The 12,994-nt window shown below is 29.4% G+C and carries 14 protein-coding genes; all 14 read right to left on the reverse strand.

Going from position 1 to position 12,994, the window contains the following annotated elements:
- Nucleotides 1-2: 2 nt before the first annotated feature.
- The 14 genes from recJ to ACN6I1_RS12265 all read right to left on the reverse strand — a co-directional run bounded on the left by recJ (nt 3) and on the right by ACN6I1_RS12265 (nt 12,883).
- Nucleotides 3-2,447: a single-stranded-DNA-specific exonuclease RecJ gene (gene recJ / locus ACN6I1_RS12200; protein ID WP_419742084.1), complete on the reverse strand. Its 2,445-nt coding sequence runs from the start codon at nt 2,445-2,447 to the stop codon at nt 3-5.
- Between the two features lie 12 nt (nt 2,448-2,459).
- On the reverse strand, nt 2,460-4,124 hold the full coding sequence (locus ACN6I1_RS12205) for an ABC1 kinase family protein (RefSeq protein ID WP_419742085.1): 1,665 nt from the start codon (nt 4,122-4,124) through the stop codon (nt 2,460-2,462).
- Between the two features lie 85 nt (nt 4,125-4,209).
- Entirely contained in the window at nt 4,210-4,710 is a 501-nt protein-coding gene (locus ACN6I1_RS12210) for a gamma carbonic anhydrase family protein (protein WP_419742086.1), read from the reverse strand.
- A 5-nt stretch (nt 4,711-4,715) separates the two neighbouring features.
- Complete coding sequence (gene scfB / locus ACN6I1_RS12215; protein ID WP_025161691.1) at nt 4,716-6,089, reverse strand: thioether cross-link-forming SCIFF peptide maturase; 1,374 nt, start codon at nt 6,087-6,089, stop codon at nt 4,716-4,718.
- Between the two features lie 143 nt (nt 6,090-6,232).
- Complete coding sequence (gene scfA / locus ACN6I1_RS12220) at nt 6,233-6,376, reverse strand: six-cysteine ranthipeptide SCIFF (RefSeq protein WP_021122491.1); 144 nt, start codon at nt 6,374-6,376, stop codon at nt 6,233-6,235.
- Nucleotides 6,377-6,443: 67 nt separating this feature from the next.
- The gene (locus tag ACN6I1_RS12225) at nt 6,444-6,806 is read right to left on the reverse strand and encodes a TIGR04086 family membrane protein (RefSeq protein WP_021428396.1); all 363 of its coding nucleotides are present in this window, start codon (nt 6,804-6,806) and stop codon (nt 6,444-6,446) included.
- A gap of 64 nt (nt 6,807-6,870) precedes the next feature.
- Nucleotides 6,871-7,143 carry a preprotein translocase subunit YajC gene (gene yajC, locus ACN6I1_RS12230; protein WP_021428480.1) on the reverse strand — a complete coding sequence of 91 codons (273 nt, stop codon included), beginning with the start codon at nt 7,141-7,143 and terminating at the stop codon, nt 6,871-6,873.
- 78 nt (nt 7,144-7,221) lie between these two features.
- Nucleotides 7,222-8,343: a tRNA guanosine(34) transglycosylase Tgt gene (gene tgt, locus ACN6I1_RS12235; protein ID WP_021428401.1), complete on the reverse strand. Its 1,122-nt coding sequence runs from the start codon at nt 8,341-8,343 to the stop codon at nt 7,222-7,224.
- A 19-nt stretch (nt 8,344-8,362) separates the two neighbouring features.
- Complete coding sequence (locus ACN6I1_RS12240; protein WP_021428403.1) at nt 8,363-8,863, reverse strand: phosphate-starvation-inducible PsiE family protein; 501 nt, start codon at nt 8,861-8,863, stop codon at nt 8,363-8,365.
- A 19-nt stretch (nt 8,864-8,882) separates the two neighbouring features.
- Nucleotides 8,883-9,908, reverse strand: coding sequence for a tRNA preQ1(34) S-adenosylmethionine ribosyltransferase-isomerase QueA (gene queA, locus ACN6I1_RS12245; RefSeq protein WP_419742087.1), 1,026 nt, complete (start codon nt 9,906-9,908; stop codon nt 8,883-8,885).
- 105 nt (nt 9,909-10,013) lie between these two features.
- Entirely contained in the window at nt 10,014-11,027 is a 1,014-nt protein-coding gene (gene ruvB / locus ACN6I1_RS12250) for a Holliday junction branch migration DNA helicase RuvB (RefSeq protein ID WP_021428482.1), read from the reverse strand.
- Between the two features lie 16 nt (nt 11,028-11,043).
- Nucleotides 11,044-11,646 (reverse strand): Holliday junction branch migration protein RuvA, encoded by a 603-nt coding sequence (gene ruvA, locus ACN6I1_RS12255; RefSeq protein ID WP_419742088.1) that lies wholly within the window; start codon nt 11,644-11,646, stop codon nt 11,044-11,046.
- Entirely contained in the window at nt 11,639-12,148 is a 510-nt protein-coding gene (ruvC, locus tag ACN6I1_RS12260) for a crossover junction endodeoxyribonuclease RuvC (RefSeq protein WP_419742089.1), read from the reverse strand. The genes ruvA and ruvC overlap by 8 nt, the downstream gene beginning before the upstream one ends.
- A gap of 135 nt (nt 12,149-12,283) precedes the next feature.
- Complete coding sequence (locus tag ACN6I1_RS12265; RefSeq protein ID WP_021431775.1) at nt 12,284-12,883, reverse strand: hypothetical protein; 600 nt, start codon at nt 12,881-12,883, stop codon at nt 12,284-12,286.
- Nucleotides 12,884-12,994 lie beyond the last annotated feature (111 nt).

The raw sequence follows: 12,994 nt of genomic DNA on the forward strand, positions 1-12,994 counted from the left end.
TCCTAATAGCTTTGCTTGTATTTATCCTTAAGTTGATTAAGTCCTTGTAGTACTTTACTTGAAGCTAAATCAATCTTAGTACTTGGTTTTGGCATAATTTCCATTGTTAAAGTACTATTTTCATCTTCCACATGAAAATTAATTAAATCTAATTCTTTAAACACATTTAACATAGCAAATAATTTTATTGGTGCTATGTTTAACTTAGATTTAATGTCTAGTATATTAATTTTTATTTCTTTATATTTAGACATTATTTTATATAAAGTTATAAATTCTTCTCTCTCTGGAATTATACTTCTAATAATATTATTTATATATATTAAATCATTCTTATCATAATATTTTATAATTTCACATTCATTGTCACTTTCTTCAAATAGACATGAATATTCCTCAATATCATATAAATAATCATAAAGAATAATATTATTATATCTTTTTAAATCTATTTTATCAATATAGGGAAAGAATATAAGTTGAACTTTGTTGTTTATATTCTCTATAATATTGTAATTTATGTCAAATTCATATTCAGTAAGTGATATATCTGATAATGCTTTGAAAAATCCATTTACTGAATTTGCAATTACTAAACTTTTTTCATTTATATAGTCAAATACATTTATATCTTTGCATCCATCCATATTAACTTTTCCATAATTTGAAATTTTATTATTTGAATCTAAACAAGGTTTAATATTTCTAAATAAATTTATACTATCTAAATTTTTACCAATATCCTTTGGATATGCCATTCTTATATCTTTTAGTAAAAATTGTATTTTTCTATTTCCCATGTAGTTATTTTCATCTAATTGGAATAGTACATCAACTTTATCCCCTACCTCAAATTGCTCAGACATATATGCCATGTTAAATCCTATACATTCATATACGTTATTTTTTTCTAAGTTTAATTTTAAGTGATTTTTATCTTTTCCTAGTCTAAAAATACCTCTTATTTCTAATTCCCTCATTATAAATCTAGGACTTGGATTACTCATTCCAAAAGGCTCTAAACTATGAAGTTCTTCTATTAAATTAAAATCTATAGAACCTTCATTTAATTCAAACTCTACAGATATATTTTCTACCATATCATCTTCTGTAAGTTGATAGTTTGCGATTTCATTAACTTTTCTTCTTAAAGTTTCTATGTTTTTAGAATCCATTGATAGTCCTGCTGCTTGTTCATGTCCACCAAATTTATTTAGTAACTCTGAACAATTAACTAAAGTATCAAATATACTGAACCCTTTTATAGATCTAGCAGACCCAGTAGCTTCTCCATCTTCAATAGTTAAAAGTATTGTTGGCTTATAATACTTTTCTGTTAATTTAGATGCAACTATACCTATAACTCCATGTTGCCATCCTTCTTTTGCTATTACTAGTACTTTATCTGAATTATAGTTTTTGTCATTTAAAATTATATCTTCTGCTTCTTGATACATTTTAGCTTCTATCATTTGTCTTTCATTATTCTTTTCTTCTAATAAACTAGCTATTTCCATAGCTTCTTCTTTTGATTTAGTTGTAAATAATTCAACACCTAAATATGAATATCCTAATCTACCAGAAGCGTTAATTCTAGGTCCTATAGAAAATCCTATATGTGATGAACCTATTTTATCTGTTTCAATTCCACAAACATTTATAAGTTCTCTTAGACCTATATTTTCTCCATCTTTCATAAGCTTTAAGCCATTTTTTACAATTATTCTGTTCTCATCCACCAAAGGTACTATATCACATATAGTTGCTAAAGTTACTATCTCTAGGTACTTGTACATAGAGGTTTTAAACTCGTCTTCAGGAGTTAATGCTTGTATAATTTTGAATGCTACTCCACAACCACATAACATATCAAATGGATAGTTACAATCTTTTTGTTTAGGATTTATGACTGCATACGCATCTGGTATTTTATCTTGTACCTCATGGTGATCTGTTATTATAATATCTATACCCAATTCATTAGCTAATTCAACTTCTTTTACAGACGTTATTCCACAATCTACACTTATTATTAAATCACACTCTTGTTCCTTCAGTATCCTTATTGCATCTTCATTTATACCGTATCCTTCTTCTAATCTATTTGGTATATAGTATTTAACTGGGTATCCTATAGAGTCGAAATATATACATAATATAGATGTAGATGATACTCCATCAACGTCGTAATCTCCATATACCCATATATTTTGATTATTTTCCATAGCATATTTTATTCTATCTACAGCTTTTTTCATATCTTTCATTAAAAATGGGTCTCTTAAGTAATCTAATGACGGGTTTATAAAAATTTCAGCATCTTCTTTATCTTTAATACCTCTATTTTTTAAAATTTGCCCTATTTCCGGGGAAATCTTCATTTTTTTACCTAAATCATATTCTTTTATGCTACCTTTGTACTTAAGTGTCCATTTTTTGTTAAACATGTATATCTCCCCCTATTTTTTTATATATTGTGATCTTATTATCTTCACAACTAAAAGTATTCCTACTAAAAAAGAAACTACAAATCCTGAAAATGCAAGTACTTTAACCCACCAATTGCTATTTACATTTGGCGAAGCTATTATTAAAGAGGATCCAACTAATAATGCAGCTAGCACTAAACTTAAGGATAGTTGAGTTGCTAAATCTGTTATTATTTTTTCTAATTTAGAGAATTTAACATCTTCAATGTGAATTTTAATATTGTTTTTTTCTATATTTCTTAAAATAGATTTTACTTGTCTAGGAATTATCCTTATATCTGCAATAGCTTCTTGAGCGCTTTGTTTTGATTCTTTTATTAGATTTTCAGGATTTAACCTGTTTAGGTAGTAATACTTCATAAATGATTTTCCTGCAACAGTTATTGAAAAATTAGGATTTAATTCTCTAGCCGTACCCTCTAAGGTAATAAGAGCTTTTCCTAATAATACTAATTGTGGCGGAAGCGCGGCCTTATATGTTCTACAAAATCTAAATACTTCATTTAATATATCTCCCAAGCTTAATTTATCTATTGGTACATCATAATAATAATGCATTAAATAAAGTAAATCTTGTCTTAGGCCAGTTAAGTTAGTATCATAAGATATTACATCTAACTCCATCAGTAAGTATATTATTCTATCTATATTTCTATCCACAGCTGCAAGTGTTATTGAATTTAATGTATTTAACATTTTCTTATCAATAATTCCAATCATTCCAAAATCTATATACGCTATACAATTTTCATTTATAACAAATATATTTCCTGGATGCGGATCTGCGTGGAAAAATCCATATTCAAAAATTTGTTTAAATAAAGATCTAATTCCTATTTCACTTATTTTCTCCGTATCCCATCCTAGCTTTTTCATTTTATTTACGTCACTAAGCTTAACTCCAACTATTTTTTCTAATACTACAACTTTTTGAGTTGTATAATTCATAAATACTTTAGGTATATAAACTTCATTTGTATTAGAAAACATATTTTGAAATTTAACAGCATTTATAGCTTCGAAGTTATAGTCTAGCTCTCTTAAAATCTGAGTTTCAAAATCTTCAACTATACCTTGTACATCTATATTTAAATCTTTTTTTATATCCGTTAGAGCAGATGCAATAGACTTTAAAATTTCTATATCCGATTTTATCAACTGCTCAACATTAGGTCTTTGAATTTTTACTATTACATTTTCTCCACTAATTAATTTTGCTTCATAAACTTGCCCTAGAGATGCGGCTGCTATAGGTGTCTCATTAAACTCTTCGAAAATTTTATCTATAGGCATACTAAGCTCTTCTTTTAATATGCTCATAGCAATTTCAGTATCAAACACTTCAACATTATCTCTTAGCTTTACCAATTCGTTTATAATGCTTTGATCTAGTAAATCTTTTCTCGTGCTTAATATCTGTCCTAATTTTACATATGTAGGCCCTAATTCTTCAAATGCTTTTCTAAGCCTTTCACCTGTAGTCATATTCTTTATCTCTGCCGGTGGATTTGTTATAGGAATTTTATAAGCTACTCCTTCTATATTAAGTTTTTCAACAATAATACTGAATCCATATTTTAAAAGTATATGGACTATTTCTTTATATCTTTTTAAATGTCTATAACTTACCTTCATTTTTCACACCCTAGTCTCAGTTTAAGTAGTTTTATTTTATAAGAGAAGAAAGGACAATATTATTATATTGCCCCTTTTTTCATCTCTACTTATAATTATTTGCAGTTTCTACATATTTTAATGCAGAATTAACAAGATTTTGTTTTTCTTCTTCTGTAAGTTCTCTTACAACTTGTGCTGGAGCTCCTTTTACAAGCACTCCAGATGGTATTTTCTTATTAGGTGGAATCAGACTTCCAGCAGCTACTAAAGTGTATTCTCCGATTTCAACACCGCCTAGTATTATAGATCCCATTCCTATTAAAGTATTATCTCCTATTGTACATCCGTGTATAAGAGCTTTATGACCAACAGTTACATTATTTCCTATTACAGTCTCTTTATTATACTCTATATGTATAACAGTTCCATCCTGTATATTAGTATTTTCACCTATAACTATATTATTCTCGTCACCTCTTATAACCACGTTATACCATACATTAGAATTTTTTCCTATAGTAACATTTCCTATTATATCTGCAGATTCAGCTATAAAAACACTACTATCGATTACAGGATTATTTCCTTTATACCCCTTAATCATTTAAACTATTTCCCTTCTATCATTAATCTTGCTTGTATCATTATTGAACATTCTGTACGTTTCTTTTGCATTTCACAACCTAATTCATAAGGTTTCATTACATCGCCATTAAAGTTCATAGCATTTGCATGACATCCTCCTGAACAGTAGAATTTATTCCAACACTTCTTACAATCTTCCTTACTATACACATGAGCATTTTTGAATTTATCTGTTAATTCTCTAGGTATTACTATTTCTTCATCATTTATATTAGCTAATTTAAACTCTTCTTTTCCAACAAACTGATGACATGGATACATATCTCCCTCAGGAGTTACAGCTAAATATTCATTACCTGCTCCACATCCAGTTATTCTCTTTATTACACAAGGTCCTTGATTTAAATCTATCATAAAGTGGAAGAACTTGAACTTGTCTCCATTTAATAATCTATCAGAGTATTTAACTGCTAATTTTTCATATTCATTAAATACTGTCTCTAAATCTTCTTCTCTAAGTGCAAATGGGTTGCTTTCATCATCTACAACAGGCTCTACAGATGTTAATTCAAATCCCTCATCAGCAAAATGAAGCACATCTTCCGAGAAATCTAAATTGTCTCTAGTGAAAGTTCCTCTTATGTAGTAATATTTGTCTTTAGGTCTACTTTCAACTAATTTTTTAAACTTAGGCATTATTATATCATAACTACCTTTGTCATTTAATGTAGGTCTCATTCTATCATTAACATCTTTTCTTCCATCTAAACTTAAAACTACATTATGCATATGTTTATTTATGTACTCTATTTTTTCATCATCTAACAATATTCCATTTGTAGTTATTGTAAATCTTATATTTTTATTATTTTCTTTTTCTATACTTCTTCCGTATTCAACAAGTTGTTTTACAACTTCAAAATTCATTAGAGGCTCTCCACCAAAGAAGTCTATCTCTAAGTTTCTTCTATTTCCAGAATTAGCTATTAAGTAATCTATTGCTTTTTTACCTACTTCATAACTCATTAATTCTTTAGCTCCACCAAAATCTCCTTGCGCAGCAAAACAGTACTTACATTTTAAGTTACAATCATGAGCCACATGTAAGCATAAGGCTTTGACTACTTTTTTTCTATCTATAAAATTAGGGTGATGATTGTATGTGTCTTCTGTATACAACAAACCTTCTTCTTCTAATGTTTTTACTTCGTTATAAGCTTCTTTTATTTGATCTTCTGTATAAGTTTCACTTAATAAACTTATTATCTCATCTAGAGATTTCTCTTTATAGTGGTCTAATAGGTTATATGCAACTTCATCAACAACATGAACAGCTCCACCGTTTACATCTAAAACTATATTATACCCGTGCATCGAAAATTTATGTATCATATCCATTGTGGTCCCTCCTAGTTTGTTTATATCTATATATTATCATATAAATGTAATTATGTACTATTTATCTTTTCTATAAAATCGATTCAATTTCACTCAAAAAAAGCAGCTAAATTAGCTGCTTTTTCTTTTTTAAAATATATTTACTATCTTTCGCACTCTTGATTTGCAACTGTACAAGAAGTTTTACAAGCAGATTGACAAGATGTTTGACATTCTCCACATCCACCTTTTGCCGCACTTTCTTTTAAAGTAGCTTTAGATAAAGTTTTTATATGCTTCTTTTCCATTGAAACTACCTCCTATCCTTATATAAACCTTTATTGATTATATCATAAATTTTACATAAGTGGAAATTTATTTAAAGTTTACCCCTAAAACTCCACCTATTCCACCTGCAAGCGATGTCAATAATACTTTATATATAGATGTAATCTCAAACACAAAAGAATCTTTAGCTAAAAATACAACTACCATTAAACACACTATGTAAAGTAGTCCAACTAATATACCATATAAAAGACCTTTTTCTTTTATTTTTTTAGATGCATAAAATCCTCCAAATGCAGCAGAAGCTGTAGTTATAACAGAAGCAGCCATAGCTATACTGTCTCCCGACATATTAGTAAAAGTAAGTAGTCCATTGTAAGTTAGTAAACAAATTAATGTTATTATGTACGCATATCCTAGTCCTTTAAATATGCTATTTGATTTTTCCATAAAAAAACCTCCCCTCTAATATAAAATATATTCAAGGAAAGGCTTTGTAATTACTAATATCGTTTTATTTTTCTTTTGATTCTGTAGAAGCTATAGCCCATTTTTCAAATGGTACTTTTGTTCTACTAGGCCCTATTTCTAATATAACAACATCTTCTTCAACCTTCGCTACATTAGCTACTATACCACCTATTGTAACAACTTTAGCGCCTACATCTAAGCTTTCTCTCATTTCTTTAAGTTGCTTGTCTTTTTTCTTTTGTGGTCTTATTAAGAAGAAATAAAAAATTGCAAAAAATACAACCCACATAAGTATTCCTACTACTGCTTGAGGCATTTATCCCACTCCTTTTATAATGTATTCTTAAAACTCTTCAATTTAGTTTTATATAATAATTATTATAACTTAAAATAATTATAATTCATAGCCATATTTTTGGAAAAATTCTTTTCTAAAATCTAATAATCTATCTTCCATTATCGCTTGTCTTACTTGCTTCATTAAATCTAGTAAGAAATGTAAGTTATGAGTAGTTATAAGTCTAGCAGCTAAAATTTCATTAGCTTTAACTAAATGTCTTATATATGCTCTTGTATAGTTTCTACAACAATAACAATCACAATTTGGATCTAATGGTCCAAAATCTCTTGCATATTTTGCATTTCTAACAACTACTTTACCTTCACTTGTCATAGCTGTACCATTTCTAGCTATACGAGTAGGTAATACACAGTCAAACATATCTATTCCTCTTATAACACCTTCTATTAAGTCATCAGGACTTCCTACTCCCATTAAATATCTAGGTTTATCTTCAGGCATTAAAGGTACTGTGTAATCTAGCACTTCATACATAAGGTCTTTTGGCTCTCCAACACTTAATCCTCCAACAGCATATCCTGGTAAGTCTAAAGCTAGAACTTCTCTTGCTGATTGTTCTCTTAAATCTTTGTACATTCCTCCTTGGATTATTCCAAATAGAGCTTGATTTTCTGTATTTTTATGAGCTTCTTTACATCTTTCTAACCATCTAGTAGTTCTTTCTAAAGAATTTTTTACATACTCTCTATCAGCTGGATATGGAGCACACTCATCAAATGCCATCATTATATCTGACCCTAATGCATTTTGTATTTCCATAGCTTTTTCTGGACTTATAAAGTGCTTTGATCCATCTATATGAGATCTAAAGTTAACACCTTCTTCAGTTATTTTTCTAAGTGGCCCTAAGCTAAATACTTGGAATCCACCACTATCTGTAAGTATAGGCTTATCCCAGTTCATAAATTTATGAAGCCCTCCAGCTTCTTTAACTAAATCATGACCTGGTCTCATATATAAATGATATGTATTACTTAAAATAATTTGAGACCCTATTTCTTTTAATTCTTCTGGTGTCATCGATTTTACAGTTGCTTGAGTACCAACTGGCATAAATATTGGTGTTTCTATTACTCCGTGAGGAGTGTGTAATCTTCCTAATCTTGCTCCACTTTGCTTACAAGTTTTTATAAGTTCATATCTTACTGCACTCATTATAACTCTCCTTATTTATCTATTGTTTATTTTCATTTTTTAAAGCTTTTTCTAAATTTCGCTTATGGCAATCACAATCTTCATCTTCACATTCTTCATAGTGAATACTGGTTACATTCATTGTGCTATTGTCATCAGTTAACAAATACTTTCTTATTGCAAATAGACCAGCTATAGCCATAATTCCAAGTAATAACTCTAACATACCCTCACTCTTAGGCAATAATAGTAACTTTCTAGCTATTGCATACAATAGTACTTCAATTAGCGCCCCTGGGATATGTAATGAAAGCATTACTACTAACTCTACACCTATGACTAACAGTAATATTTGTCCTAACAAATCATTAAACTGAGCATATTGTACTGGAGTTCTGTATTCAACAATATACGAATGCCATATCATTCTTAATACATCTATTGTTCCTAAAAATACTGCAAGCAGCACAACCATAGCTAACAGTGATTCAAATATATATGCAATTTTAAGTGCTAAACTTTTTTCAGCTAGTTTTTTCATATTATTCCCCCTTGATAATTTATTTAATTATCATTGCATCTCCAAAACTAAAGAATCTATATTTTTCTTTAACTGCTGTATTATATGCATTTAAAACAGCATCTTTTGAAACTAATGCACTTACTAACATTATTAGAGTAGATTCTGGTAAGTGAAAATTCGTTATTAATCTATCTACTACCTTAAACGTATACCCTGGATATATAAATATATTCGTCCATCCACTAGACTCTACAATTTCTCCATTTTCATTACTTGCTGATTCTACAGTTCTACAACTAGTAGTACCAACACATATAACTTTATTTCCATTCTTTTTCGCTTTATTTATTTTCTCTGCAGCTTCTTTATCAACCATATAGTACTCAGAGTGCATTTCATGTGCTAATACATCATCAACTTTTACAGGTCTAAAAGTTCCAAGCCCTACATGTAATGTTACAAAAGCTATATCGATTCCTTTTGCTTTTATACTTTCTAGTAATTCATTGGTGAAATGAAGTCCTGCTGTAGGGGCTGCTGCAGATCCATTATGCTTTGAATATACAGTTTGGTATCTTTCTCTTTCTTCTAATCTCTCTGTTATATATGGAGGTAGTGGCATATTTCCTAATTCATCTAGTACTTCTTCAAATATTCCTTCATAGTAAAATTCAACTAATCTAGAACCTTCTTCTGCAAGCCCTACAACCTCGCCTATAAGTTTTCCATTTCCGAAAGAAAATTTTGTTCCTATTTTAGCTCTTTTTCCCGGTTTTACTAAAGCTTGCCATACATCTTTTTCTGTTCTTTTTAATAAAAGAAATTCTATTTTCCCTCCAGTGTCAACTTTTTCTCCTATAAGTCTAGCTGGTATAACTCTAGTATTATTAAGAACTAAACAGTCTCCTGGATTCAGATAATCTATAACATCTTTAAATATTTTGTGCTCCACATCTCCCGTTTTTCTATCTAAAACCATAAGTCTAGAGTTAGATCTATCCTCTAACGGTGTTTGAGCTATTAATTCTTCTGGTAGGTCAAAGTAAAAATCACTAGTTTTCAATTTAAACGTCCTTTCTATTTTTTAGTACAAATTACATCATAACAAAAAAAATAATTTTTTTCTATCATTAATCCTATTATTAAATGCTATATAAATTAATTTTTCCTATTTTTCTTTTGGATAAGGAATATTTAAATGTTCATATGCAAGAGGCATGGCAATCCTTCCTCTAGGCCCTCTATTTATAAATCCTAATTGAAGTAAATATGGTTCATACACATCCTCAATAGTATTTCTATCTTCTCCAATAGATGCTGCCAATGTATCTAATCCTACTGGACCGCCCTTAAACTTTTCAATTATTGTAACTAGTAACTTTTCATCAACATAGTCAAGTCCTAAGCTATCTACTCCTAACAATTCTAAAGCATCATTTGCAACTTCATCAGTTATATTTCCATCTGCTCTAACTTGTGCATAGTCTCTAACTCTTTTTAGTAATCTATTTGCAATTCTTGGAGTTCCTCTAGACCTTCTTGCAATCTCGGTTGCTCCTCCTATTTGAATTTCAGCTCCTAAAATAGCAGAGGATCTTATTACGATTTGAGCAAGTTCTTCAACTGTATAGTAATCTAGTTTACATATAACTCCAAATCTATCTCTTAACGGGTTTGTTAGCATACCTGCTTTTGTAGTTGCTCCAATTAATGTAAATTTAGGTAAATCAAGTCGTATACTTCTCGCAGATGGCCCTTTACCTATAATTATATCTAAACAGTAATCTTCCATTGCAGAGTATAAAACTTCTTCAACTGTTCTACTTATTCTATGAACCTCATCTATAAATAAAACATCATTTTCATTTAAGTTTGTAAGTATCGCTGCTAAGTCTCCAGCTCTTTCTATAGCAGGCCCTGATGTTATTCTAAGATTAACTCCCATCTCGCTAGCTATTATAGATGCAAGTGTTGTTTTTCCAAGACCTGGTGGTCCATATAGTAAAACATGGTCTAACTGTTCATTTCTAGCTTTTGCTGCCTCTATAAATATTTTCAATAATTCTTTTGCCTTATTTTGCCCTAAATAATCATCTAGACTCTTTGGCCTTAAATTATTTTCTATGTCTACATCTTCATTTTGCATAGATGATGTTATAATTCTATTTTCATCTTCAAACATATTTCAATTTCCCCCTCTATCTAAGAGATTTGCTCATTATATAACTTAATGATTTTTTAATTATATCCTCTGTGTTCATTCCATCTTTTTTACACTTATCAACTGCTTCTTTAGATTCTTGAGATGAATATCCTAATGCAATAAGTGCATCAACTGCTTCATCTTGTGATATAGCTATTGGCATTTGGCTAAGAAGTGTAGGTTCAAACTCTATGTTATTTTTATCAATTTTATCTTTTAATTCTAATATCATTCTTTCAGCAGTTTTTTTCCCAACCCCTGGTGCTTTTGACATTTTTGCTACATCTTCACTGACTATATATGCACCTATTTGCTTAGGTGTAGCAAAAGATAAAATTCCTAAAGCTACCTTAGGTCCTATTTTAGAAACTGAATTTAATAATTCAAACATTTTTAACTCTTCTTTTGTGGAAAATCCACATAGACTCATGTCATCTTCTCTCACTATTAGCTTAGTATGAATTTTACATTCTTTCCCTAATTTTACGTCTGCTAAAGTATTTGCTGATACATTTACTTTATATCCAATATTATTTGCCTCTATTACTAAACTATCTAAGTTTATTTCTTCAATTTTACCTTTTATATAACTATACATATTGCCCCCCTATGTTCTTTAGTGTTTTTTCTAATTTATTTGAATGACAATGGCATATTGCAACTGCTAATGCATCTGCTACATCATCTGGTTTTGGTATCGCCTTTAAATTTAAAAATGACTTAACCATTTGTTGAACTTGAGATTTCTGAGCTCTACCATATCCAACTACTCCTTGTTTAACTTGAAGAGGTGTATATTCATATACAGGTATGTTATTATGTGCACATGCAAGCATTGTAACTCCTCTCGCTTGTGCTACAGTTATAGCTGTTTTTACATTTTTATTAAAGAACAACTCTTCAATTCCAACTTCGTCAATATTATAATTTTTTATAAGCATGTCTATTCCTTTATATACAAGCTCTAATCTTCTTAATATATCCATGTGTGCTGGAGTAGTAACCGCTCCATAATCAATAACTCTGAACTTATTATTTTTATATTCTATAATTCCATAACCAACAATAGCAATTCCTGGATCTATACCTAAAATAATCATATTTTGAAATAACTCCTTTTTACGAAACTTACGTTCTATATTAATATATAATAACATATTTAGCTATAAACTATAAAGAGATGAAAAGTTTCCCTTTCATCTCTTTCAATAGTATTGGTTATGAGTTTATATTTTTCAACTTCCAAAGTCTTCTAATTTTGAATAAATTTCATCTTGTGATTTTGCAAATATTCCAGATTTAACTTCTTCTTGAACTTTTTTAGGTAAAGACTCCGTTTCAATTTCTGTATTTTCTATAAATTCTCTATCGCCTTTTTCATTGTACTTGTAAACATTTAATAAACCTTTGTTATCAACTATAGCAAATTGATTAGCCTTACTAGTATCATTAAATGTTTCTCTTTCTTGTAAAGTAATTTCATATGTATCTAGTTTTTTTATGCTTCTATTAGGATATTTAGTCGATAAGTACTTAGTTATGTCTTCTTTTGATTTTCCAACCAGATCTTTCGGTATCGTACCGATCATTGTTGGAGCTTCTTTGCTAGGTGTGCCATCTTCAAGTGTCTTTTCTACCCAAATTTCACAGTCTTCACTCAAATTAAAAATTTCTTTTGCTGTTGTTTCTTCTTTCTTTTGCTCTGAATTGGTCTTTTTAGAAATATTTTCATTTGTTGATTTAAATCCTACATAAATCCCTCCAGCGAGAACTACTATGCCTAAAATTATAACAATTGGTATTCGCCAAGGAAATTCTTTTTTCTTTTCGAACATAAAAACAACCTCCTTATATCGGATATTTTTTCCAATTGTTTATTTTTTATACAGTTTTTACATTTATTATAATATTTTATTTTAAATATTTTTCTATCCTTAGTCCCATTT

The organism is Paraclostridium dentum (assembly GCF_048568265.1).
In the GTDB taxonomy this organism is placed as follows: domain Bacteria; phylum Bacillota; class Clostridia; order Peptostreptococcales; family Peptostreptococcaceae; genus Paraclostridium; species Paraclostridium dentum.